We start from the raw sequence: 23,792 nt of genomic DNA on the forward strand, positions 1-23,792 counted from the left end.
GCGCCGGTCATAATTTTTACAGCCTGTCCGCTTTTTATTTCCGACGAACTTATCATGCCGGCCTTTAGTTCCTCAAGGACCTCTAATTTACATGGCGACTCAGGCGAAGCGCCCTTTGTGTCAGAGGATATAAGGGCATAACCGTCCATTGCAGAATTATCAAATGCAGGAATATCAGAATTACTGAAGATGTCCTGCTGAAGCACTCTGCCGGATGCGTTTGCAAGGCTGACAGTTTCTGAATCTAATGCTTGAACGGAATTTAATATTATCCTTAATGCCTCGTCAACTTTAATCATAGGCTGTATTATAGCAGAAATGCATTCCGAATCTTTTTTACCTCACTGCAATGGCATAAAAAACACATTTTAACGGCAGTGAACAGAGAACAGTGAACAGGGAACAGTACATGTAACTTATTAATTTTTAACTTTTAATTTTTATTTTTCAACTTTATTTTATGAACTCGCCCGTTTATTGCATGTCTTTACTTGACGATTGTTCTTTCTAAAAAAATATAAACAATGAACCCGAACTATAATTTTTTTACCACAACTGTTAAAGTCGGGGGTTCTTTATTTGCGTGGTAAATTACAGATTTCCCCTTTGTCATAACTTTATAAGTTTTTTTAAGATTTAATTTTTTTCTTGACAAAGAATGTAATTGATGTTATAAATTTAGAAATTATTATGGTTCCCTATGTTTGTATATAATGGGGAATTAAACATACAGCACGGTAAAATAAATTTTTTTAAAATAAAGAAAAAAAAGGGGGGTGGTAGCCGGAGAGAAAAGCTTATCACAAATCCCATGTTCTGGGAAATGTTTTTTAGCATTTAATATAAATCCAATTTAACAAAGGAGGTTGTTTAATGAAAAGGTCGTTAATAGTAATTTTAGGTTTGATGTTTGTTTTAGGTTTTACAGTCAGCGCTTTTGCTATTCATGCTGAGATTCCGTCTGAGACTCAGTCAGCCGTGGCAAAGGGCGCAACCCAGATAACACTGGGCGGTGAGTTGAGGTTCAGGGGTGAAACAAGAAACAACACAGCAGATTTTGATAAGGAAGCTGCTGACAGATTAAATGCTTATGACGGCAGGGTAAGGCTTAATCTTCAGGCAGATACAAGTAAGAACACAACCGGATATTTACAGCTTGAATCAGGCGATGTGGACACAAACGATACATTCACATGGGGTGCGAATAGTACAAGTGATCTAACTGCTGCAGGTGCTGCGAGTGGTACTGCGACAACCAGTTCCGGAGCCTCAGGCACATATACTGAAGGCAACGGCAAAAGAGGTGACCTGAGAATCCTTCAGGCATGGATACAGTCAAAGGAAGTTATAGGCCCTATTGGATTTAAAATCGGCCATATGCCGATAAAACTCGGCAATGGTTTATTCCTTGACCATTCAAAGTTTGGCGATGACGCCATCATGTTGTTTGCAAACCCTACTAAGGAGGTTGAACTTGCGCTGGTAGATGCAAAATTCACCGAAGGGTTGACAACGTCAAATCCAAGCCGGGGATTTGGAGGGGGCAATTCAGACGATACAGATGCATACGCATTTCTCATCAACTATAAGGGCAGTGGTTTTAACATCGGCGCAGATGCAGCATATCTAAATGATCAGAATTTTGCTGACTACGGGCTTCACTTATGGAATTATGGAGTAAGGATGAACTCAAAGATGGGTCCTATTGGTGTGAAGGCGGATATTGAAATACAGCGCGGAATCGGGAAAAATAAATCCTGCTACGGCGGCGCTGGAAGAATAACGAATGACAATTGTGATTTTGAATTTGAGGGGCATGCATATCTTGCAGGCGTTGATTTTGACCTCGGCAGCGTAGTCCTTGATGCAGTAATTGCATCAGGCAGCGGCGAAAACGGCACAAGTATGAATGAAGACAATAAAATAACTGCATTTCAAACAGCACAGGGCGGTGATCAGCATTACACATATGTATATGAATACAGGGCAAGGACAGCAGCAGTAGGAGCGCAGACTAATGCTGTTGCTGGAGGTAATGCGTTAGGCAATACGGGCACTGGTATCTCAAATACCACATACTATAAGGTTGGCGCAACTGCAAAGCCGACAAAGGACCTGAGCGCAAATCTTAGCCTGTATTTCCTGAAAGCCACAAAGCCTGTAGTTACGGCAACCAATTCTGAGTATTATAACAGCACGGATATCGGGAGAGAATTAGACGGCAAGGTAACTTATCAGATTGATAAGAACCTTGTGTATTTTGTTGAGGGCGGTTATCTTCAGTCAGGAGACATCTATAGGAATCTGACCACAAATGATGAAAGCCGTAATAAAAGATTCCCGGATGATGCCTATGCTGTAAGACACGGAGTAACACTCAGCTTCTAAAGAAGCAGAAGTTAAGAAGCGGAGAAGATAAGAAGTTAAGAAAGAAAGGCGTCCCGACGGTTCGGGACGCCTTTCTTATTGCCTTTCTACAAAGTTATCGCTTATAATTCTAAAAATCCAACCACAGAGAACACAGAAAACGAGTGAAGAGTTATGAGTTAAGAGTTAAAAACTTAAAATCCTTTAACTTTTAACTTTCAACTTTTAATTTTTAACTTATAATGTGTCCTCTGTGGTGAAATTAATTTCTTAGGAGAATCGTATGTCAGGACATTCCAAGTGGGCGCAGACAAAACATAAAAAAGCGGTTATTGACTCAAAAAGGGGCAAGCTTTTCTCCAGGATTTCAAAAGAGATAATTGTAGCCGCCAAGATGAGCGGCGGCGACCCCAATGCAAATTCACGGCTTAGATTTGCGATTGAGAAGTCAAAGGAAGCAAACATGCCGGCTGATAATATCAAACGCGCAATCCAAAGGGGCACCGGAGAGCTTCCGGGCACATCCTATGAGGAGATTATTTATGAGGGGTATGGTCCTGGCGGCGTTGCATTGATGATTGAAAGCCTTACCGACAACAAAAACAGGACTATCGGCGAGATAAGGCATGTTATGTCCAAAAACGGCGGCAACATCGGCGAGACAGGCTGTGTCTCATGGATGTTTGACAAGAAAGGCTATATACTTGTTGATAAAAAGCAGTCTGATGAGGATGCGCTGATGTCATTGGCTCTTGACGCAGGCGCTGAAGACATGAAGAACGATCCTGATGAGGATAACTATGAGATTATCACAGCGCCAGAGGATTTGAAAAATGTAAAGGAAGCGCTTGAAAAGGCGAAGATAAAGACTAACCTTGCGGAAGTGACTATGCTCCCCAAAAACTATGTGAAACTTGAGACTAAAGATGCGGCTCAGATGCTCAGATTGATGGAAGCGCTTGAAGACCATGATGATGTGCAGAATGTCTATGCAAATTTTGATATCCCTGATGAACTTAACACAGATGATCGCAGATAACTTACAGATGAACACAGTTGTTGTCAGCGGGAATCTGCATGGTTCTATCTGTGGGTATCTGTGTTTTTTATGCGCGTAATCGGCATTGACCCCGGGACATTGTGCTGCGGCTATGGTGTGATTGAGACGGGGGCAAGGGTTCAAGGGTTCAAGGGTTCAAAAAATCCTGACCCCGAACTTGCTTACGTTACCTCGGGTGAGATACGGATGAAAAATACCGAGTCCCTTCCCGAACGGCTGAAAATACTTTATACCGCTCTGAAGAATATTATTGATGAATACACGCCGGCTCACCTGTGCATTGAAAAAATTTTTTATCACAAAAGCATTCATTCTGCCTTTGCCCTCGGTACGGCGCGCGGCATTGTAATGCTTTTGGCGGCGCAGAATGCCATCCCTGTCTTTGAATATAACTCTACCGCATTAAAAATGGCGCTTACAGGCTATGGAAGGGCGGAAAAACGGCAGGTAAAGGAAATGGTAATCAGAATATTGAACCTTAAAAACAAACAGGATTCAAGGATTCAAGAGTTCAAGGGTTCAAGTAGAAATAAAAATTTAATTTCATCCATTGACCCCTCGGCTCCCCGACCCCTTGACCCCTTAATTATTACCGAGGATGCCGCAGACGCCCTTGCTTTGTGTATTTGCCACATAAACCACTATAGCAGCGGGTTCAAGGAAGGGTTGAAGTGAAAATAAAAATAACAATTTAAGTTAAAATAGAGGCACTATGGAGGGTCAAATTTGATTGCCTCGCTTAAAGGAAAAGTCCTCAGCAAAAAACCTGAAGGGGTCATTGTGGATGTCGGAGGCGTCGGCTACAGTGTGCAGGTGCCTCTTAGCAATTTTTCCAATATTCCTGACGCAGGAGGAGATGTCTTTCTTCACACATATACCCATGTAAGAGAAGATGCCCTTCAGCTTTACGGATTTGTTTCAGAGGAAGAAAAGAAAGTCTTTGTCACCCTGCTCAATGTCAATGGCATAGGGCCTAAATTAGGGCTGGCAATCTTGTCTGGCATGCCTGCGCAAAAATTTATAGAGGCGGTTTATAACGAAGACATGCCAATGCTGACTTCAATACCGGGACTCGGCAAAAAAATAGCGGCAAGACTTGTGCTTGAACTCAAGGAAAAGCTTCCGAGGGCGGTTGTTTCCAAAGATTATTCCATAACCAATGATGCCGTATCAGCGCTCATTAACTTCGGCTATAAAAAATCCCTGTCTGAAAATGCAGTTGAGCGAGCTGTCAAGGCAGGGTCAGTTGCTATTGAAGATATTATAAAAGAGGCGTTAAAATACCTAACAGATGGCAAATAAAAATGATAACTGAATCTTGTTCTGTCATTGACCTGAAAAAACCTTTAGAAATGTCATTCCCCGATTTAATCGGGGAATCCATTTCCTTTTAAAAAAAGACGTCTGGATTCCGCATCAAGTGCGGAATGACAATGTCCAGAAGCGTTGGGACTGTCGGAGATTCAGTTCTCATTTATTGAACGAATATGAACGAAATACCTGAAAGACCCGTAAACCCTGATATTTTGGAAGATGACTCAGGTTTTGAACTGACTGTGCGTCCGAGGACTTTTGAGGAGTTTGTCGGACAGGAAAAGATTAAGGAAAACCTTAAGGTCTTTATACAGGCGGCTAAGCAGAGAAAAGAGCCGCTGGACCATGTGCTTTTCTGCGGGCCTCCGGGTCTTGGCAAGACCACGCTTTCCAATATCATTGCCGCAGAGCTTGAGGTGGAGATAAAGGTTACCTCAGGACCCGCCCTTGAAAGGCCCGGTGATTTGGCAGCCATACTTACAAATCTCGGCGACAAAGGCATACTTTTTATTGACGAGATACACAGGCTTCCGAGGGTGTCTGAGGAGATTCTTTATCCCGCAATGGAGGATTATCAGCTTGATATAATCATAGGCCAAGGGCCGAGCGCAAGGACGCTCAAATTGAACCTGCCTGAATTTACGCTTGTAGGGGCCACGACAAGGACGGGTCTTTTGACATCGCCGCTCAGAGACCGCTTTGGCATAATCAACAGGCTTGATTATTATGCGCCTGCAGACCTTGAGAAGATACTGGTCCGTTCCGCGAAAATACTCGGCGTTGTGATAGATAACGATTCAGCCTGTGAAATTGCCCGTCGTTCAAGAGGCACCCCGCGCATAGCTAACAGGCTATTAAGGAGGATCAGGGACTTTGCGCAGGTAAAGGGCAGCGGCGCGGTTGAAATAGAGATAACCAAACAGGCGCTCGGCGCATTGGATGTTGATGAAAAAGGCTTTGATGATATGGACAGGAAACTGCTTATTACAATACTGGAAAAATTCGGCGGAGGTCCCGTTGGCGTTGAAACGCTTGCGGCGTCTGTGAGCGAGGAAAAAGAGACAATTGAGGATGTATATGAGCCGTTTCTTTTGCAGGAGGGCTTTATTGAAAGGACGACAAGGGGCAGGGTGGCTACAAGGCTCGCATACGAATATTTTGGGAAGAATCTGCCTGGAGGATTATTCTGATTTTTGAACGGCTTAAACAATGTTGAACAATTCTATAGATAAAATGTTCAATCGTTTAAGTGTTCAAATAGTTTAAAGTTGTTTATATAGTAACAATGAGGATATTAATTCACATCTGCTGTGCAAATTGTGCTGTCTACCCTGTTAAGATACTCAGGGAAGAGGGGCACAGCTTTACGGGTTTCTGGTCTAATTCCAACATCCATCCCTTTGACGAATATAAATTGCGGCTTGATTCTCTCAGGGGTTTTACGGCAAACAGAGATATGGATATGATTTATGACGAATACGAACCGGCGGAGTTTTTTAAAATGTTTGGCAATTTTTTTGAGCAGGACTTGAACCATTTAAACTATTTGAACGATTTGGATAAATTGAACAATTTGAACAAATTAAACGAGTTGAACGAATTGAACAATATCCCCGCATATCCTGAACGCTGTAAATTATGCTATAGCCTGCGCCTTGGGAAGACTGCGGAGAAGGCGGCAAAATATGGGTTTGATGCTTTTACTACAACACTGATGATTAGTCCTTATCAGGATTTTGAAAAGCTTACTGCCGCAGGAAAATATTTTGAAGAGAAATATAATGTGTCGTTTTATCTTAAGGACTTCAGGCTGTATTTCGCTAAATCTATGACTGCCTCAAAGGAGCTCGGCATTTACCGTCAGAAATATTGCGGATGCATATTCAGCAGGGCGGAGAGACATAATAAATTATCTTTGCAGGAGTCAAAATACTGATTAATTATGGCTGATGCCGGAAAATTTCTAATAATCCTCGGCACTCTGATGATTGTCATTGGAGGATTGCTGATGCTGTCGGGGAAAATCCCGTTGATTGGAAAACTCCCCGGAGACATTATGATTCAGAGAAAAAATTTTACATTCTATTTCCCTTTAATGACAAGTGTTATTCTGAGCATTTTACTGACTTTAATTTTCTGGCTGATAGGGAGAAAATGATGAAAGGCAGAAATAAGATAAAGGCTGTTTTTTATTGCTGCTTACTGTTCACTGTTTACTGTTCACTGTTCACTGTTTTTTCATTCGCTGAGGATACCATTAGGGTGCTGATATATAACAGTACTATTGACGTCAGAAAGGACAATAACGGGCTTTATTCCATTAGTGAAGTTCCGTTTGAAAAGTATGTAGAGGGTGTTGTTGCAAGCGAGATAGGGAAGGGATGGGATATTGAGGCGGTGAAGGTGCAGGCGGTTATTGCAAGGACGTATGCGGCTTATTACAAAGCAGTTAATGCGGGGAAGGACTATCACCTTACGTCTTCCGTGCTCAGTCAGGTGTACAAAGGCGAAAACACTGACCCATGGGTTGCCGTTGCAGTGAAGGAAACAGAGGGTGAGATATTGACTTATGACGGCAAGCCTATTGAGGCGTTTTATCACTCTACAGCCGGAGGCAGGACTGAGCTTCCGGAAGAGGTCTGGGGCAAAAAGAAGAATTATTCGTATCTGAAGTCAGTTGTGTGTGAGGATGAAACTTCGCCGTATTTTAACTGGAAGAGGAAATTCAGTTTCAAGGAAATAGAGAAGGCACTCGGGATTAAAGAAATCAAAGAAGTGTCTATTGCTGCATTCAGCGTAACAGGGAGGGTTAAGACACTAAAAATAACTGCGGAGAACTCAGTAAAGGAAATTAATGCCGGCGACCTCAGGAGACTGCTCGGATACAAGGAGCTTCCGAGCACTTTTTTTACAGTCAAACTCTCAGGAAGCGAAGTTGTTTTTGAGGGGAAGGGCTATGGTCACGGCGTAGGGCTTTCCCAATGGTGCGCGCATGAGATGGCAAAGCAGGGAAAGACCTATAAAGAAATTCTTGCGTACTTTTATCCGGGAGCGGTGCTGCAAAGACAGGGGTCAAGGGGTCAAGGGGTTGAGGAGTCAAGTGAAAATCTTAAAAAATAAATCCTTGAACCCTTGAATCCATGAATCCTTGAACCCCGTTTGTTAGCTATGAAACTTTCAGATTTTGACTATCATCTTCTAAAAGAACAAATCGCACAATATCCCCTGACTGAAAGAGACAGGTCAAGACTGCTTGTTTTCCACAGGGGACAAAACAAAATAGAGCACAGGATATTCAGAGACCTGAAAGAATATCTGCGGCAAGGCGATGTGCTTATCCTGAATGACACAAAAGTGATCCCTGCAAGGCTTTACGCCCCAAAAACCACCGGAGGCAGGGTTGAGATTTTATTAATAAAAGAGCTTGATGCAAATACATGGGAGGCGGTTGTAAAAGGCTGGCGGCATGGTGCGGTGAATCTTGGGCATGGAATCTCTGCGCATATGTCAAAAAATAACGGAGTTGTTCATGTAAAATTTAACACCGGTGATATAAAAAAATATCTGAATAAAATCGGCGTGATACCCCTGCCTCCGTATATAAAGAGAAAGGCCGAGCAGTCTGATAATGCATGTTATCAGACAGTATATGCTGAAAGAGACGGCGCTGTTGCAGCGCCTACGGCAGGGCTTCATTTTACAGAAAAACTTTTGAGTGAGATAAAAGAAAAAGGGGTTGAAGTCTGCAATCTCACGCTTCATGTCGGATACGGCACGTTTAAGCCTGTGGTATCTGATGATATTGAAAATCACAGGATGGATGAGGAATCATATGAAATTTCAGAGGCAACGGCAGATGTAATCAGCAGGGCTAAGTCTGAAGGCAGGCGTGTGATAGCGGTTGGTACGACAGCGACAAGGACGCTTGAAGCGGCAGCGTGTGCAAGAGAGGGGCAGGAGGCAGGGGGGAGGGGGATTATAAAAGCCGGCGCAGGCAAGGCGTCAATTTTTATTTATCCCGGGTATAAATTCAAAATAATAGATGCGCTTATCACAAACTTTCACCTGCCCAAATCCACGCCAATAATGCTTACGTCTGCATTTGCAGGGCTTGAAAACCTTAAGAATATTTATGCAGAATGTTTGGATGCCGAATACAGGTTTTTCTCATACGGCGACGCCATGATGATTGTGTAAAAAACAAATGGGAAATGAGAAATATTAAATATGAAATGTAAGGCTTTGAATTTTCTCTTGTTTCTTGGTATGCTTTAGATAAGTTATTTGAGGTTATTAAGGAGGATTTTTAAACGGTTAAGCTTACGTTGGATTTCAAGGAAGGGAAAAACCACCTCATGCTTTACGATGAGATGGATAAGAGCCTCAAGGCGATGGAAGCGGCATTAGGCATTGAAGCGGCCATCAGGGGCAATAAAATTCTCATCCAGGGAGATGAAAAGGCTGCAAGCAAGGCAGAACGGCTTATTAAGGAGCTTCAGGCCGTAAGGGCTGAAGGATATGCTATAAAACCGGATGATATAAGGCATGCGCTCAGTTCTATGTCTGATTCCGGGGATGCAGATATTTCCCTCAAGGATCTGTTTTTAAATACAATTTCTGTTTCATCCAGAAAGAAATTCATTGTCCCCCGGTCTGAGACTCAAAGGCAGTATGTAGAGGCAATAAAGCACTATGATATGGTGATTGGAATCGGTCCTGCCGGTACCGGAAAGACCTATCTTGCAATGGCAATGGCTATAAATGCCCTGCTTAAGAAACAGGTCAGCAGGATTATACTTGCAAGACCCGCTGTTGAGGCAGGGGAAAAGCTCGGCTTTCTCCCGGGCGATATGTTTGAGAAGGTAAACCCGTATTTAAGGCCTCTCTATGATGCGCTCTTTGACATGATGGAGGCTGAAAAGGCTCATAAACTTATTGAGAAGGGAATTATTGAAATAGCGCCGCTTGCATTTATGAGGGGAAGAACCCTCAATGATTCGTTTATAATACTGGATGAAGCGCAGAATACGACTTCCGAGCAGATGAAGATGTACCTTACAAGACTCGGCTTTAATTCAAAGACGGTTATTACCGGCGACATAACGCAGATTGACCTTCCCTCCGGCAAGGCGTCAGGGCTGATTGAGGCGGAAAAAATACTGAAAGATGTCAAAGGTATAAGTTTTATATATTTTTCCGAGAAGGATGTTGTGAGGCATAAGCTTGTACAGCAGATAATAAAGGCTTACGAAAAATTTGACCGCAGGGGCGGTGATGAAACAGTCAATGACTAATAAGAAAACGAACGGCATTAAGACTACGCCTAAGAAAAGTATTGATAAGGAAAGAATAATAAAACTTATAATGCTTGTCTGTTTCAGCGCCCTGCTGGCTTTTATCATACAGTGGGACAATGTATTATCCCCTGAAATGTTAATCGGCATTTTCCTCATAGCAATACTCCTTCTTTTTATTTTCTATAAAGATTTTATGCGGTATAGGCCGACATTCCATAACAATTACAAGCTTATGTTCCTTGTCGGCCTTTTACTTTCAGGCAATTTACTTATCGGCAGGGGTTTTTACTATATCCTGATTAGTTCTGTGGAATTGCTGGGCAATATTAATTCGGACCTGTCAATATACGCCATTCCGCTTGCAGTAGGCCCTATGCTGGCAGCATTGCTGATAGACATACATACTGCAATTGTGTTTTCAGTTGTTACAAGTCTTCTTGCAGGCGTGTGGCTCGGCAATCCTCTTTATTCTGTCTTTACCTTTGCCGCGGGTCTGACGGCGGCCTTTGGGGTGATAAGATGCAAAAAACGCTCGGCGCTCTGGAAGGCGGGTTTTTTCGTCGGACTTGTCTGCGTGTTTACTTCTCTGACGATAACCCTGTTAAACGGTAAATTTTATGGAATTAACATTCCTGCCACAGCGGTTTTTGCATTTGCAAACGGCATCATAGTTACGATTTTAGTCTCTGCTTTTTTACCGCTACTTGAATACCTTTTTAAGCTTACAACCGACATAAGCCTCCTTGAACTGTTGGACCTGAATCAGCCGCTGATGCGGAATCTTTTGGTTATGGCGCCCGGGACCTACCACCACAGCATTATAGTCGGAAACCTTGTTGAGACGGCTGCAGAGGCAGTTGGAGTCAACCCGCTTTTGGCAAGGGTAAGCGCCTATTATCACGATATAGGAAAGGTGAAAATGCCGGATTATTTCATTGAGAACCAGACCAGACTTGTAAGTAAACACGATAATCTTACACCTCACATGAGCGGACTGATACTGATATCCCATGTAAAAGAAGGAGTAGAACTTGCAAAACAGCATAAGGTGCCGGAAGCCATCATAAATATTATTCAACAGCACCACGGGATGTCTCTTATCACTTATTTTTATCAAAAGGCAAAGAACCAGGACGAGGATATTGTACAGGGCGATTTCAGATATCCGGGGCCTAAGCCGCAGACAAGGGTCGCAGCCCTGGTGCTTATGGCAGATGCTGTTGAGGCAGCTTCAAGGGTGCTGACAGATCCCACACCGGCGAGGATTTCTGCGCTTATAGAAAAAGTCATTAATCACTTTTTCATAGACGGCCAGCTTGATGACTGTGAGCTTACCCTTAAAGACTTATATGAAATTAAAAAGAATTTCGGTTATATACTTACCGGAATGTTTCACAGGCGCATCAGTTATCCGGGCTTTGATTTTAAAGATGGAACTTCTAATAAAGAACAGGCAAAGGCACAGGCAGCTAAACACAGCGAAGATAAGAAAAGCAGCCAGGAAGATACTGTTGCACATAAGACAGCCGGAGGCTGAACTCAGCATTTTATTTGTCGGCGATAAAAAAATGCAGGAGCTTAATGCTGCCTTCAGGGATGTGAACAGGGCTACGGACGTCCTTTCATTTTCTCAACAAAACAGTGATGAGTTAAGAGTTAAGAGTGATGAGTTAAGGAGAAAGAAAAAAAGTTCAGGACCCTTTACTTGTCACCCGCCGCTGTTTTTAGGGGATATTGTTATAAGCATTCCAACGGCTGTGCGTCAGGCAAAAATATCCGGCGCAGGTCTTTATGATGAAATTTACCGTCTTATGGTTCATGGCATACTGCATCTGCTTGGATATGACCATGAAAAGTCCTGCTGCAGGGCAAGGTCTATGAAGAAAAAAGAACGGGAGGTTTTTAATGCCATTAAGAAAATTTTTTGACAGCACAAACAATGCCATTAACGGTATTTTCCATGCTGCAAAGACACAGAGACATATGCGTTATCACCTTGTAGCAGCCCTGCTTTTGCTTATTCTGAGCCTTATGCTCGGCATTGGTTTTGTTGAATTTATAGTTATTGTGATTATGGCGTCAGTGGTGCTTTCAGTCGAGATGGTTAACACTGCGGTGGAATCAATTATAGACGTGCTTTTCAGGGATTATGACGAACGGGCAAGGGCGATTAAAGACGTTGCCGCAGGCGCTGTTCTTATAATCGCCCTCGGCGCCTTCATAGTAGGCTATATGATACTCCTCGGACCGCTTAAAAATCTTTTTTACGATGGCATAACGGCAGCTAAACATTCAGGCGAAGGCATAGCCTTTACCTCGGTTGTTGTTGTGCTTATACTGGTGATAATAACAAAATCTTTTTTTGGCCGCGGGCTGCCTTTAAGGGGCGGGATGCCGAGCGGTCATGCGGCGCTTTCCTTTTCCATCTGGATTGCAGTAACTTTGCTTACAGAGAGTTTTATGTCGTCTGGTTTTGTGTTGTTTTTGGCAATACTCGTTGCACAAAGCAGGGTAAGCGTCGGTATTCACAGCCCCTGGGAGGTTGTTCTCGGCGCTTTGTTAGGCACGGCAGTGACATTCTTTATGTTTAAAGTGTTTATGATGTAAAAAATGAGAAATGAGATATGGGAAATGAGAAATGAAAAGTGAGAAATAAGAAATGGGAAGTCAGTTCCAAGTTCCCATTTCCTACTTCTTAGTTTGACTTTAGATGGTGGGCAGTCGCAGAATCGAACTGCGGACACGAGGCTTTTCAGGCCTCTGCTCTACCGACTGAGCTAACTGCCCATGTGAGAAACTATAACTTAAACCTATAAATTTTTTCAACGTCATACTGACCCCTGAAATAAATGGACAGTGAGCGTATTCCCCGTGATCTTGCCACGGGGTTAGCGAGCGAATGTAATAAAAAGAAATTCCTTACATTAGATTCCCTGTCCCGATGTGTCGGGACCGCAGGGAAGATTAATTCAGAATGACGGTTTCAATATTATTTATGCTCAATAAAAAAGATATAATCTTGTCTGTCTTATCGGGCCTCCTACTTGCCGCCGGATTCCCGTCTGTTGATTTTTTTCCGCTTGCCTGGATAGCCCTCGTCCCCCTCATGATATCTTTATTGGATAAAGGTATGAAGCCGGCATTTATCCTCGGGATGTTGAGCGGTTTTATATATTTTTTGGGAACAGTTTTCTGGGTATATAATTCTATATTTTTTTACGGTCATCTTCCGGCGGCATTAAGCGCAGTGCTTGTAACAGTATTATGCATTTATCTGAGCATGTATGTTGCGGTCTTCTCAATGCTTTTTAATTATCTTACGGTGCGGTCGCGGTTCCCGGCGCTTTTCATTGCCCCGGTTTTATGGGTTACTCTTGAATTTTTGCGCACCTATACCCTAACCGGTTTCCCGTGGGCGCTCTTGGGCTATTCACAGTATAAATTCTTAACGATTATCCAGATAGCCGATATTACCGGAGTGTACGGAGTTTCTTTTTTAATAGCGGCAGTAAACGGCGCAGTCTTTGATATATTTTTTAATCTCCCTAAAAGGCTTAAGGAAATGCCGCTTTCTGAACAGTGGCCTTTTTCCATTGGATTAATAATTCTGTGTAGTGCTATTATTGCATCCCTGCTTTACGGTGCATGGCAACTGCATGCCGGTGGAGGCCATCATACCGTCAGGGCAAGCGTAGTACAGGGCAATATAGATCAGGATAAAAAATGGGACATCAGTTTCCAGAGGGAAACCATTAGTGAATATAAGGCGCTGACTGCAACAGCTGTTTCAGCCGCTCCCTCCCTCATTGTCTGGCCTGAGACTGCAGTGCCCTTTGTTTTTGGTCATGATGAAACCCTGACTGCTGAGATCACGGAGTTTGGGAAGACGCTCGGCGCACACCTGATCTTCGGCGGGGTTACCATAAAAGGCATAAAAGACGGCAGATACCAGTTGTCAAACAGCGCCATCCTCCTTTCCCCTGATGGAAACGTCCTGTCCGTCTATGATAAAATACATCTGGTTCCGTATGGTGAATATGTCCCCCTGAGAAAGCTGTTCCCCTTTGTAAACAGGCTTGTTGAGGGCATTGGAGACTTTATCCCCGGAAGGCAGAACACAGTCATGGAGACGCCTTTTGCAGGTATTGGCAGTCTTGTCTGTTATGAGATAATATTTCCGGGGCTGGTGAGAAAATTTGTGGATAACGGGGCAAACCTGCTTGTGACTGTTACAAATGATGGATGGTTCGGCAGGTATTCGGCGCCGTACCAGCATTTTTCCATGGCGGTGTTCAGGGCCGTGGAAAACAGGGTGCCGGTAATAAGAGCGGCGAATACAGGCATTTCCGGATTCATAGATGCGCACGGCAGAATAAAGAGAAAGAGTGATATTTTTGTCAGGGCGGTTTTAACCGAGGATTTGGAAATAGGGGCCTTTAAAAAAAGTTTTTATTCCAAATACGGCGACCTTTTTGCCTTTTTGTGTATAATTAGTACAATATTGCTGATAGCGAATAATATAAAAATGAGAAATGAAAAATGAGGAATCACGAGTGTTCGGTAAAAAACTCTTCAGTTCCCATTGGATGTCATTTCCGCGCAGGCGGGAATCCAAAGCCGGTTTTTATTTTAAGGAGACTTTATGATTATTAAAGAGAGTTTAAAGGAAGAGTTTAAGGAACTTCAGGCAAGACTTGAATCCCTCAGGGGGTATCTTTGATACAGAGAAGCTTACCGGCCGTTTAACCGCTATACAATCAGAGCTTTTATCCGAAGAGACGTGGTCCTCACCAGCCAAAACGCAGGAACTTCTTAAGGAAAAATCCGGCATTGAAAATATGCTTCAGCCGCTTTCTGACCTCCGGCAAAAGTCGGATGATATCAATATTCTCTTTGAGCTTTCAGAAGATGAAGAAGGCGGTGTGTTTCTGGAGGAGCTTGACAGGGACATTAAGGCGTTCAGGGCTGAGATGAATGACACGGAACTCAGGAGCATACTGTCAGCAGCACATGATAAAGATAACGCTATAGTTGCAATACATCCGGGCGCAGGAGGCACGGAGAGTCAGGATTGGGCGCAGATGCTGATGAGGATGTATCTGAGGTGGGCTGAACAAAGAGGGTTTAAGACAGAGATTGTGGAACTGCTTCCGGGGGAAGAGGCAGGGGTAAAAAGCGCCACAATAACAATTACCGGCGCTTACGCATATGGTTATCTCAAGGCAGAGGCAGGAGTTCACAGGCTTGTGAGAATATCCCCTTTTGACGCAAATAAAAGGCGTCATACATCATTTGCTGCAATCCTTGTCTATCCTGAGATTGGCGAGGATGACGCAGAAGTTGAGATAAAAGATGAAGACATAAAGATGGACACATTCCGGGCGTCAGGCGCAGGAGGGCAGCATGTAAATAAGACCTCTTCTGCCGTCAGGCTGACGCATATCCCGACAGGCCTTGTAGTAAGTTGTCAGAATGAGAGGTCGCAGCATAAAAACAAGGCTACTGCGCTGAAGGTTCTCAGGGCCAAGCTTTATGCCGTAAAGAAAAAAGAGCAGGATAAAAAAATGGAAGAGCTTATCGGGGAAAAGAAAGACATTGCATGGGGAAGCCAGATACGGTCCTATATTCTCCAGCCCTATCAGCTCGTGAAAGACCACAGGACAGGGCTTGACAAGGGGGATGTAAATTTCGTTTTGGACGGCGGGATTGATGATTTTATCAGGGAATATTTAATGCGGAAAAAAGGATAATCTATTCCACTGATGAACAACATAGAATATAGAATACAAATTGGTATGTGATTATAAAACAATCTAAACCATGTTTGATAATAAAAAACTTGAAACCATTATCTAAATCACTGCATAAACCATTTTTTCATTTTTTACTGATTGTTATAGTGGGAGCACTTGCTTACTCAAACACCTTTAATGCTCCTTTTGTCTTTGATGACGAACGTTATATTATTAGTAATCCGGCTATCACCACCCCACGGTTCTTTATTAATATTTTAAAATTAGAAACAATTATAATGAACGAACAAGTAAAACATTTCTTCCACACAAGATTTATCACTTTTTTCACTTTTATGCTGAATTATCAACTGCACGGACTTGATGTCACAGGTTATCATGTAGTCAATCTCGCAATCCATATCATAAACGCCCTGCTCGTGTACTGGCTTGTTGTTCTTACTTTTAAAACTCCTTTTTTCAATTTTCATCCTTCATCCCTCATCCCTCATTTATTAATAGCTTTATTCTCCGCCTTGCTTTTTGTCTCCCACCCCATCCAGACGCAGGCAGTAACTTACATTACCCAGAGGTTTACATCCCTTGCAACGCTCTTTTATCTCTTGAGTCTGGTGATGTATGTGAAATTCAGAACACAGAACACAGAGCACAAAGTACAGAACACAGACAAGAGGCAAAAAATCTTTAGTCTGTCATCTGTGTTCTGGTATCTGACATCTGTCCTTTCTGCCGTCCTTGCTATGAAGACTAAGGAGATTGCCTTCACCCTCCCCATAATCATTGTCCTTTATGAAATTTTCTTTTTCAGCAAATCTCAAAACTCTGAAACTTCAAGCTCAATGCAAAATCCCCCCATCCCCCCTTTGACAAAGGGGGGCAAGGGGGGATTTTCATGCATCACGCGTCACGCTGGCCTATCGGACAGGCAGGCATCACGGTTCCTCTATTTCCTGTTTTTTCTTCTTACAATGCTGATTATCCCTTTAAGTTTGATTGGCGTAAACGACCGCATAGATAAACTGACAGAAGATTTAAATGAAATAACAAAGTCCGGGACAAGCATGTCGCGATGGGATTATCTCTTTACCCAGTTCAGGGTGATAGTGACATACGTAAGGCTCTTATTTTTCCCTGTAAACCAGAATCTTGATTATGACTATCCGATATACAACTCATTTCTAAATCCAAATGTGTTTTTGTCATTTCTGTTTTTATTGTCTATTTTCGGGCTTGGGGTTTATCTTTTTTATTATTCAAAAAATCCCCCTTCATCCCCCTTTTACAAAGGGGGAATAAAAGGGGATCAAGCATCTCCGAACTCATTAACCATTACGCATCACGCATTACGAATAATGGCTTTTGGCATTTTCTTTTTCTTCATCACCCTGTCTGTTGAGTCAAGCATTATTCCTATTGAGGATATAATCTTTGAACACAGGCTTTACCTGCCAAGCATAGGTTTAATAATCGCCTTTGTCTCAGCCGTTTTTTGTTTTAGTCCTTATCTTTCATCCTTCAACCTTCAACCTTCATCCTTTCTTTCTCGTCACGCACTACGCATCACGGTCTTACTGCTTACTACTTCTGTTATTGTGCTCGCCATTGCTACTTACCAGAGAAACTCTGTATGGCAAGATGTTTTCAGGCTCTGTGAGGATATGGTTAAAAAGTCCCCTAAAAAGGCCCGGACACATAACAATGTTGGTCTTGCTTATTACCTTAAAGGTGAGACTGACAAGGCGATAGAACATTTTCAAATTGCCCTGAGTTTAAATCCATATTATGTACCAGCACATAATAATCTGTATATTGCATATACGGCTAAAGGGTGGATAAAGGAGGGCCTGCAGCATTTTTATATTGCGCAGAGTTTGAAACCGCACCGTTGATTCTTTCTTTAGTCTACAAGAAACATCTTTTTTCTCTTTTGCGGTTATTCTTACTTTTTATCAGCTCTTCATAAATAACAATTCCTTTTTCTATCAGTGAGCTTTTTGGAAGATCAATAGGAAGTTATTATTAATATTAAGGACGGTAATAGCATGCAGAAGATTAATTATAAGCAATTTAAATAGAATTATAAAATTTATAAAATTGACATGGTGGGGTGATAGGATTAATCTTTCAACAACAAATTCTTGATTTCTAAAAATTAGTATAATAAAAACTGTTGTATATCAACTTATTGAGGGGGAGGTTTTAGATGAAGAAATTTATGATGAGTCTATTTTTAATTTTTTTACTAACCACGTTATCAGGTTACGCCATAGCTGCTTATGTTATAAGTGATAATGCTACAGGTGGAGATTGCACCCTTATAGGTATCTGGGAGGGAATATCCAAAACCTGTACGCTTACAACAGATTTGTATATACCTGACGGAATAATAATAAACAGTGACAGTATAATGTTTAATGGTAACGGGTATACCATATCTGGAGACTATTATTACGGCAGCCAATGCCGCTCTTTAGGAGTTTCTTTGGTAAATAGGAGTGATGTCACAGTAGAAAATCTTAATGTTGTGAGTTTCTGTACTGGAATTGACTTGCAAAGCTCAAGCAACAACACAATAGAAAATAATGTAGTATCCAATACATCATATGGTATTATTTTGGCAAATGATTCCCACTTCAATACAATTGTAAATAATTCCACCAATTCAAATTTTATTTTAGGGATTATTGTTACTGTAGGCTCAACTGACAATGTCATCCAAGGAAATTCAGCCTTAAACAATACTTATGGAATAGGTCTTTACGGCACAAGCAATAATGTGTTAAAACATAATACTACCTCAGGTAACGGGTCTGGATTTCTTGTGAGTGACTCAAGCAACAATTCATTTATAGGCAATACAATTTCAAACAATGGGTATGGAATATATTTTGTAGGCTCGAGCGGCGGAAGCAACAATAATCTTATATATAACAACAACTTTATTAGCAACGGTGAGGATGCAGTTGTGCAACAAGGTAATGGTAACATTTTTACTCTTGACACTCCAATTGGTGGAAATTACTGGGGTGATTATGACTCTCATGAGGAAGGTTGTTATGATTCAAACTCTGACGGTTTTTGCGACAGCCCATATTATGGCATCCTGGCTTGTTTTGACATAAACAATGATGGTGTATGCTCAAATATGAGAGGGGACCCTTTCTACTATGTACCGGATACACTACCTTGGACTATGCAGGACGGCTGGATAGACTCCGATGAAGACGGCTTTAACAGGATAAAAGATTGCGATGATAATTCCCCTTCTGTCTATCCGGGTGCGCCTGAGGTGCCATATAACGGGATAGATGAGAACTGTAACGGCATGGTTGATGACGACGACATAGATAGAGATGGATATTTACTTGCCACTGACTGCAATGATAACGATCCAACAATTCATCCTAATGCTTCAGAGATTAAACATGATGGTATTGACCAAGATTGTAATGGATACGATTTGACTATTGATATCATAAGTGCAATCTACAAAACTCAAAGCGATATGCTCAAAGTAAAGGCTACAAGTACCCTTTTGGATACAGCAAATTTACAATTAGTTGGCTATGGGCCGATGATATGGGATGTTGTTAACTTAAAATGGGTGATTAATGTAAAATACGCAGGAGGGAATCCTGGGGTTGTTACAGTTTCTGGCGTTGAAGGTTCTACGAGTATGACAGTCACTATTGAGTAAAACTTGTGGTCGTATAAGGAAAAGGGAATAGGAGTAAAATCGCTCCTTTCTGAAAGGAAACTCTGAAATTTTGTTTTACCCCCTGCCTTTTTTTGCGGATTCCTCGTTGAAGAACTTCTGATACATGATGTCCCATTCAGGACTTCCTTCAGGTATTTTCTTTGAATAAGAGCTGAGCTTGCGCCTCACGGCCTCGTCAATATCTGCGGCAATTTTCAGCTCTTTTGTGATAATACGCCTTATTTCCCGCCGTACATCCCCTTCATCTGAGACAATGGTAATCGCGCCTTCATCAATAAGCCCCTTAAGAATAACATGCGTGAGGTGGCTTACCTTGTCATCGGAAAGTTTCACAGGACAATATTCCTTTCCTTAACGAGTTTTTGCTTTGTCAGGTCAAAGAGCTTCCGGTAATCAAGCCTGCCTTTTTCTATCTCAGAATCATATTTTTTCAGCAGTCCCCTGACCTCTTCATTAAGCCTGTCTTCTACTGTAAGCTCCTCAAATATAAGCTTGTCTGAAAGCTTTATGACTTCATCTTTTGAGACATCCAGCGCTATTAACTTTTTTTCCAACAGGTCTTCAATTATTTCCTTTGCAATAATTGATACCCATGTTTTTGGAACTCTCACAGATGCCCTGCCTCCGGTATGGAATAAATTTCTGTTTATTTTTCTACAAAGGGGAGGAACGCAATATTACGCGCCCTCTTTATTGCGGCGGTCAGTTCCCTCTGGTGTTTTGCGCAGGTGCCGGTCATTCTCCCCGCTGTAATTTTGCCCCTCTCAGTGAGGTATGTCCTTAAAATTTTTATGTCCTTATAATCAATAAACGGCGTTTTATCCACGCAAAATTTGCAAAATCTTCTTTTTTGAAATTTTCTTTGTTGCACTTTTTCTCCTTTTTTTTAAAGTAAACAGTTGTTGCTAATAACTGTTCACTATTCACCATTCACAATATTTGATTAAAATGGTTCTAAATCCGTTGTTTCATCCGGCGGCGCAATATCGGCTCCAGCGCCGGTGCCGGCGTCAGCAGCGCCTCCATGTTTCTTGGAAAGAAAACGCACGCTTTGAGCGACAACTTCAAATTTACTGCGCTGCTGCCCTTCCTCTGTTTCCCATCGTCTCTCCTGAAGCCTGCCTTCAACAAGCACTGCGCCGCCCTTGTTAAGATATTGACCGCAGGTATCGGCCTGCTTGCCGAATACAACGACATCTATGAACGTAGCTTCTTTTTTTACCTCATCACCCTGCTTGTATGTGCGATTGACTGCAATCCTGAAATTGCACACAGATGTGCCCTGAGGCGTATATCTTACCTCCGGGTCTTTTGTAAGGTTGCCGATGAGGATGACTTTATTGAACATCTTCTTTTACCTCCTGCGGTTGCGCCTCTGCCATAGGCTTTACATCTGTGAGATTGCTTTTAATTTCTTTTTTTGCATCAGGTTTGGATAAAGCGGCTAATGCAGCGGCTATTTGTTTTTTGGTTAGTTTAATAACAAGGAATTTAATAACCGGGTCAAAAACCTTATAGAACCGCTCAAGTTCAAGAATTGCAGAAGGCGGGGACTTGAAAATCATTAAGAAGTAATTGCCTTTTTTCTGTTTTTTTACCTCGTAAGCCAGTTTTTTAACCCCGAGGTTATCTGACTTAAGTATTTCACCGCCTGCCCTGCCGATTACATCTTTGACTCTTTCAGCGGCCTTGACCGTTTCCTTTTCGTCAAGATTAGGGTCAATAATCATAACGTTTTCGTAATAGTTCAACCTGCACCTCCTTATGGATTAACCCCTGTTATCAGGGGAATAGCCCTTTCCGCGATAAATCGGGATAGGGCAAAGAGATTAATTTTATAGCATAAATGAAGTGGAAAAAGCAATAACTCTGAAATGCCGGCGGCAATTTTCAAAAGGGCAGTTTCAGGAATGTTTTTATCTGTCAGGAACATTGATCTTCCCTGTGGCAAGACCACAGGGAATCTAATGAAAGAAATTTCTTTATCATATTCGCTCGCTTAACCCCGTGGCAAGACCACGGGGAATATGCTCGCTATTCATTTAAGCATGTTATAATTCTCTATGGGGAAAAGAAAAACTTATATCATTCATATGCTTTTTGTTGTAGTTCTCGGGCTTTTTATCTACTCCAACAGCATTCATTCCCCCTTTCATTTTGATGACGCATCCAATATTGTAGAAAATCCCATTATCAAAGACCTTCAATATTTTGCCGAACCTTTAAATGCAAAAGCATTCCCCTCATACGACACTTTTAAAAACAGGTTTATAGGCTATTTCACATTTGCTCTGAATTGCAGACTGCACGGTCTTGATGTCACAGGCTACCATGCAGTCAATCTCGCAATCCATATCATAAACGCCCTGCTTGTATACTGGCTGGTGCTTCTGACGTTCCTTAAAGTGTTAAAGGGTCAGAGTGTCAGAGTGTCAGAAAGTCAAAGCTTTGATACTTTGATACTTGGACACTTTGATACTAAGTTTGTTGCCCTTTTCTCCGCCCTGCTCTTTGTCTCCCACCCTATTCAGACGCAGGCAGTCACTTACATTGTCCAGAGGTTTACGTCGCTTGCAACAATGTTTTATCTTCTGAGCCTTGTGATGTATGTAAAATTCAGAACACAGAACATAGAGCACAGAACTCAGACAACAGACAAGAATTCAGAACACAGAGCACAGAACTCAGACAAGAGGCAAAAAATCTTTAGTCTGTTATCTGTGTTCTGGTATCTGGGCTCTGTCCTTTCTGCCGTCCTTGCCATGAAGACCAAGGAAATTGCCTTCACCCTTCCGATAATAATTGTCCTTTATGAATTTGTTTTTTTCAGCCCTAAACTTAAAATCCAAAACCCTGAACTCGAAACTCTAAACTCTAAACCCGAAACTCCAAACTCCTATCTCCAAACTCCAAACTCGCAGGCTAAAGCCTGCGGCTACACATCACGCCTTACCCCTTACGCCTTACGTTTTCTCTATCTAACCCCCTTTCTCCTTACCCTGCTCATCATCCCTGTTTCCTATATTGGGGCTGACACATCTGCCGGAGATTTGCTGGGCGATATATCTGAGACAGCAAGGCTTCAGACTGATATGTCAAGGCTGGATTATCTTTTTACCCAGTTCAGGGTAATTGTGACTTATATCAGATTATTGTTTCTGCCGATAAACCAGAATCTTGATTATGATTATCCAATATATAACTCTTTTCTAAATCCAAACGTGTTCTTGTCGTTTCTGTTTTTATTGTCTATTTTCGGGTTCGGGGTTTATCTTTTTTATTATTCAAAAACCAAACAACAAACCTCGGATACGCAGGCTGAAACCTGCGGCTACGCATCACGCCTTACCCCTCACGTCTTACGTTTTACGCCTTACCCCTTACGCCTCACAGCCTTCGGCATTTTCTGGTTCTTCATAACCCTCTCTGTTGAGTCATCCGTTATTCCTATTGAAGATGTAATCTTTGAGCACAGAGTATATTTACCAAGTATAGGTTTAATAATCGCCTTTATCTCCGCCGTTTTTTGTTTTAGTCCTTATCTTTCAACCTTCAACCTTCGTCCTTCATCCTTTCTCTCTCGTCACGCATCACGCATTACGGTCTTGCTGCTTGCTGCTATACTTATCGTGTTCTCTATCGCCGCTTATCAGAGAAATGCCGTTTGGAAGGATGAAATAAGTTTATGGCAGGATGTTGTTGGAAAAAGTCCGTCAAAACCACGTCCTCATTATAACATTGGCTTTGCCTATGGAAAACAAGGGCTGCTTAATGAGGCTATCCATGAGTATTCAACTGCTATTAGAATTAAACCCGATTATCACGAAGCACATAATAACCTCGGAGTTGCATATGGGAGACAAAAACGGGTTAGAGAGGCTATTAACGAATTCCTGGCGGCTGTTAAATTTAAGTATGATTTTCCTGCGGCGCATAATAATCTCGGCTTTGAATACTATAAACAAGGGTGGTTTGACAAGGCTATCTATGAATACTTAACTGCCATTAGGATTAAACCCGATTTTCCCGAGGCGCATAATAACCTCGGCATTGCTTACGGAAGAAAGGGTCTTTTTGATGATGCAATAAGAGAATTTCATACCGCAATAGAGTTACGGCCTGATTATCAGAACGCATACTACAACCTTGGTGTTACTTACAAAAACCAAAATTATGTGAACGAAGCTATGAAGGCGCTTCAGTATGCGGTCTATCTTAATCCTAATGATTCAGATGCCCGCTATGAATTGGAAATGGTCTCTAAAAACCCGGATAATTAACGG

Annotated in this window: 24 protein-coding genes and 1 tRNA gene; 18 read left to right on the forward strand and 7 right to left on the reverse strand. The window is 42.1% G+C overall.

Annotated elements, in window-relative coordinates; all coding sequences use genetic code 11:
• A partial coding sequence (locus HZA10_11310; GenBank protein ID MBI5196890.1) for a molybdopterin molybdenumtransferase MoeA occupies positions 1–299 on the reverse strand: 299 nt, incomplete at its 3' end.
• Between the two features lie 574 nt (positions 300–873).
• On the opposite strand from HZA10_11310, the gene HZA10_11315 reads away from it, so the two are divergent.
• The 13 genes from HZA10_11315 to HZA10_11375 all read left to right on the forward strand — a co-directional run bounded on the left by HZA10_11315 (position 874) and on the right by HZA10_11375 (position 12,645).
• Positions 874–2,388 (forward strand): hypothetical protein, encoded by a 1,515-nt coding sequence (locus HZA10_11315; protein ID MBI5196891.1) that lies wholly within the window; start codon positions 874–876, stop codon positions 2,386–2,388.
• Positions 2,389–2,650: 262 nt separating this feature from the next.
• Complete coding sequence (locus tag HZA10_11320) at positions 2,651–3,406, forward strand: YebC/PmpR family DNA-binding transcriptional regulator (GenBank protein ID MBI5196892.1); 756 nt, start codon at positions 2,651–2,653, stop codon at positions 3,404–3,406.
• Between the two features lie 60 nt (positions 3,407–3,466).
• Positions 3,467–4,102: a crossover junction endodeoxyribonuclease RuvC gene (ruvC, locus tag HZA10_11325; GenBank protein ID MBI5196893.1), complete on the forward strand. Its 636-nt coding sequence runs from the start codon at positions 3,467–3,469 to the stop codon at positions 4,100–4,102.
• 51 nt (positions 4,103–4,153) lie between these two features.
• Complete coding sequence (ruvA, locus tag HZA10_11330) at positions 4,154–4,729, forward strand: Holliday junction branch migration protein RuvA (protein MBI5196894.1); 576 nt, start codon at positions 4,154–4,156, stop codon at positions 4,727–4,729.
• A gap of 185 nt (positions 4,730–4,914) precedes the next feature.
• Positions 4,915–5,931, forward strand: coding sequence for a Holliday junction branch migration DNA helicase RuvB (gene ruvB / locus HZA10_11335; GenBank protein MBI5196895.1), 1,017 nt, complete (start codon positions 4,915–4,917; stop codon positions 5,929–5,931).
• A 95-nt stretch (positions 5,932–6,026) separates the two neighbouring features.
• Complete coding sequence (locus HZA10_11340) at positions 6,027–6,677, forward strand: epoxyqueuosine reductase QueH (GenBank protein MBI5196896.1); 651 nt, start codon at positions 6,027–6,029, stop codon at positions 6,675–6,677.
• A 6-nt stretch (positions 6,678–6,683) separates the two neighbouring features.
• Entirely contained in the window at positions 6,684–6,899 is a 216-nt protein-coding gene (locus HZA10_11345) for a DUF2905 domain-containing protein (protein MBI5196897.1), read from the forward strand.
• Positions 6,896–7,861: a SpoIID/LytB domain-containing protein gene (locus HZA10_11350; protein ID MBI5196898.1), complete on the forward strand. Its 966-nt coding sequence runs from the start codon at positions 6,896–6,898 to the stop codon at positions 7,859–7,861. Before HZA10_11345 ends, HZA10_11350 begins: the two co-directional genes overlap by 4 nt.
• A gap of 48 nt (positions 7,862–7,909) precedes the next feature.
• A complete protein-coding gene (queA, locus tag HZA10_11355; GenBank protein MBI5196899.1) occupies positions 7,910–8,938 on the forward strand; it encodes a tRNA preQ1(34) S-adenosylmethionine ribosyltransferase-isomerase QueA in 1,029 nt (342 codons plus the stop codon).
• Positions 8,939–9,111: 173 nt separating this feature from the next.
• Positions 9,112–10,035: a PhoH family protein gene (locus HZA10_11360; protein MBI5196900.1), complete on the forward strand. Its 924-nt coding sequence runs from the start codon at positions 9,112–9,114 to the stop codon at positions 10,033–10,035.
• A complete protein-coding gene (locus HZA10_11365; GenBank protein ID MBI5196901.1) occupies positions 10,028–11,575 on the forward strand; it encodes an HDIG domain-containing protein in 1,548 nt (515 codons plus the stop codon). The genes HZA10_11360 and HZA10_11365 overlap by 8 nt, the downstream gene beginning before the upstream one ends.
• Entirely contained in the window at positions 11,550–11,966 is a 417-nt protein-coding gene (gene ybeY, locus HZA10_11370; protein ID MBI5196902.1) for an rRNA maturation RNase YbeY, read from the forward strand. The genes HZA10_11365 and ybeY overlap by 26 nt, the downstream gene beginning before the upstream one ends.
• Positions 11,944–12,645 (forward strand): diacylglycerol kinase, encoded by a 702-nt coding sequence (locus HZA10_11375; GenBank protein ID MBI5196903.1) that lies wholly within the window; start codon positions 11,944–11,946, stop codon positions 12,643–12,645. Before ybeY ends, HZA10_11375 begins: the two co-directional genes overlap by 23 nt.
• A gap of 104 nt (positions 12,646–12,749) precedes the next feature.
• On the opposite strand, the gene HZA10_11380 is transcribed toward HZA10_11375, so the two are convergent.
• Positions 12,750–12,825, reverse strand: a tRNA-Phe gene (locus tag HZA10_11380).
• A 187-nt stretch (positions 12,826–13,012) separates the two neighbouring features.
• Between HZA10_11380 and lnt the strand changes: the two genes are divergently transcribed.
• The 4 genes from lnt to HZA10_11400 all read left to right on the forward strand — a co-directional run bounded on the left by lnt (position 13,013) and on the right by HZA10_11400 (position 19,488).
• Positions 13,013–14,581 carry an apolipoprotein N-acyltransferase gene (gene lnt, locus HZA10_11385; protein MBI5196904.1) on the forward strand — a complete coding sequence of 523 codons (1,569 nt, stop codon included), beginning with the start codon at positions 13,013–13,015 and terminating at the stop codon, positions 14,579–14,581.
• A 151-nt stretch (positions 14,582–14,732) separates the two neighbouring features.
• Positions 14,733–15,788, forward strand: coding sequence for a peptide chain release factor 2 (gene prfB / locus HZA10_11390; GenBank protein ID MBI5196905.1), 1,056 nt, complete (start codon positions 14,733–14,735; stop codon positions 15,786–15,788).
• Positions 15,789–16,069: 281 nt separating this feature from the next.
• Entirely contained in the window at positions 16,070–17,680 is a 1,611-nt protein-coding gene (locus HZA10_11395; GenBank protein MBI5196906.1) for a tetratricopeptide repeat protein, read from the forward strand.
• Between the two features lie 314 nt (positions 17,681–17,994).
• Positions 17,995–19,488, forward strand: a complete 1,494-nt coding sequence (locus tag HZA10_11400; protein MBI5196907.1) for a right-handed parallel beta-helix repeat-containing protein — start codon at positions 17,995–17,997, stop codon at positions 19,486–19,488.
• 75 nt (positions 19,489–19,563) lie between these two features.
• Here HZA10_11400 and HZA10_11405 read toward each other — a convergent pair whose 3' ends face one another.
• The 5 genes from HZA10_11405 to rpsF form a co-directional block, all read right to left on the reverse strand.
• On the reverse strand, positions 19,564–19,842 hold the full coding sequence (locus HZA10_11405; protein MBI5196908.1) for a DUF507 family protein: 279 nt from the start codon (positions 19,840–19,842) through the stop codon (positions 19,564–19,566).
• The gene (locus tag HZA10_11410) at positions 19,839–20,120 is read right to left on the reverse strand and encodes a DUF507 family protein (GenBank protein MBI5196909.1); all 282 of its coding nucleotides are present in this window, start codon (positions 20,118–20,120) and stop codon (positions 19,839–19,841) included. Before HZA10_11410 ends, HZA10_11405 begins: the two co-directional genes overlap by 4 nt.
• Positions 20,121–20,155: 35 nt before the next feature.
• Positions 20,156–20,380 (reverse strand): 30S ribosomal protein S18, encoded by a 225-nt coding sequence (locus tag HZA10_11415; protein MBI5196910.1) that lies wholly within the window; start codon positions 20,378–20,380, stop codon positions 20,156–20,158.
• A 72-nt stretch (positions 20,381–20,452) separates the two neighbouring features.
• On the reverse strand, positions 20,453–20,857 hold the full coding sequence (gene ssb, locus HZA10_11420; protein ID MBI5196911.1) for a single-stranded DNA-binding protein: 405 nt from the start codon (positions 20,855–20,857) through the stop codon (positions 20,453–20,455).
• Positions 20,847–21,260: a 30S ribosomal protein S6 gene (gene rpsF / locus HZA10_11425; GenBank protein MBI5196912.1), complete on the reverse strand. Its 414-nt coding sequence runs from the start codon at positions 21,258–21,260 to the stop codon at positions 20,847–20,849. The genes ssb and rpsF overlap by 11 nt, the downstream gene beginning before the upstream one ends.
• Before the next feature lie 312 nt (positions 21,261–21,572).
• Between rpsF and HZA10_11430 the strand changes: the two genes are divergently transcribed.
• Positions 21,573–23,789 (forward strand): tetratricopeptide repeat protein, encoded by a 2,217-nt coding sequence (locus HZA10_11430; GenBank protein MBI5196913.1) that lies wholly within the window; start codon positions 21,573–21,575, stop codon positions 23,787–23,789.
• Positions 23,790–23,792: the final 3 nt, after the last annotated feature.

It is taken from the genome of Nitrospirota bacterium (genome assembly GCA_016212185.1).
Lineage (GTDB): Bacteria > Nitrospirota > Thermodesulfovibrionia > UBA6902 > DSMQ01 > JACRGX01.

Bases quoted from the DNA above. Each gene is read 5' to 3' on its own strand.
- HZA10_11315 (MBI5196891.1), top strand. From the start codon at position 874: ATGAAAAGGTCGTTAATAGTAATTTTAGGTTTGATGTTTGTTTTAGGT.
- HZA10_11320 (MBI5196892.1), top strand. From the start codon at position 2,651: ATGTCAGGACATTCCAAGTGGGCGCAGACAAAACATAAAAAAGCGGTT.
- ruvB (MBI5196895.1), top strand. From the start codon at position 4,915: ATGAACGAAATACCTGAAAGACCCGTAAACCCTGATATTTTGGAAGAT.
- HZA10_11340 (MBI5196896.1), top strand. From the start codon at position 6,027: ATGAGGATATTAATTCACATCTGCTGTGCAAATTGTGCTGTCTACCCT.
- HZA10_11345 (MBI5196897.1), top strand. From the start codon at position 6,684: ATGGCTGATGCCGGAAAATTTCTAATAATCCTCGGCACTCTGATGATT.
- HZA10_11350 (MBI5196898.1), top strand. From the start codon at position 6,896: ATGATGAAAGGCAGAAATAAGATAAAGGCTGTTTTTTATTGCTGCTTA.
- queA (MBI5196899.1), top strand. From the start codon at position 7,910: ATGAAACTTTCAGATTTTGACTATCATCTTCTAAAAGAACAAATCGCA.
- HZA10_11360 (MBI5196900.1), top strand. From the start codon at position 9,112: ATGGATAAGAGCCTCAAGGCGATGGAAGCGGCATTAGGCATTGAAGCG.
- HZA10_11365 (MBI5196901.1), top strand. From the start codon at position 10,028: ATGACTAATAAGAAAACGAACGGCATTAAGACTACGCCTAAGAAAAGT.
- HZA10_11375 (MBI5196903.1), top strand. From the start codon at position 11,944: ATGCCATTAAGAAAATTTTTTGACAGCACAAACAATGCCATTAACGGT.
- lnt (MBI5196904.1), top strand. From the start codon at position 13,013: ATGACGGTTTCAATATTATTTATGCTCAATAAAAAAGATATAATCTTG.
- HZA10_11395 (MBI5196906.1), top strand. From the start codon at position 16,070: ATGAACGAACAAGTAAAACATTTCTTCCACACAAGATTTATCACTTTT.
- HZA10_11400 (MBI5196907.1), top strand. From the start codon at position 17,995: ATGAAGAAATTTATGATGAGTCTATTTTTAATTTTTTTACTAACCACG.
- ssb (MBI5196911.1), bottom strand. From the start codon at position 20,857: ATGTTCAATAAAGTCATCCTCATCGGCAACCTTACAAAAGACCCGGAG.
- HZA10_11430 (MBI5196913.1), top strand. From the start codon at position 21,573: ATGGGGAAAAGAAAAACTTATATCATTCATATGCTTTTTGTTGTAGTT.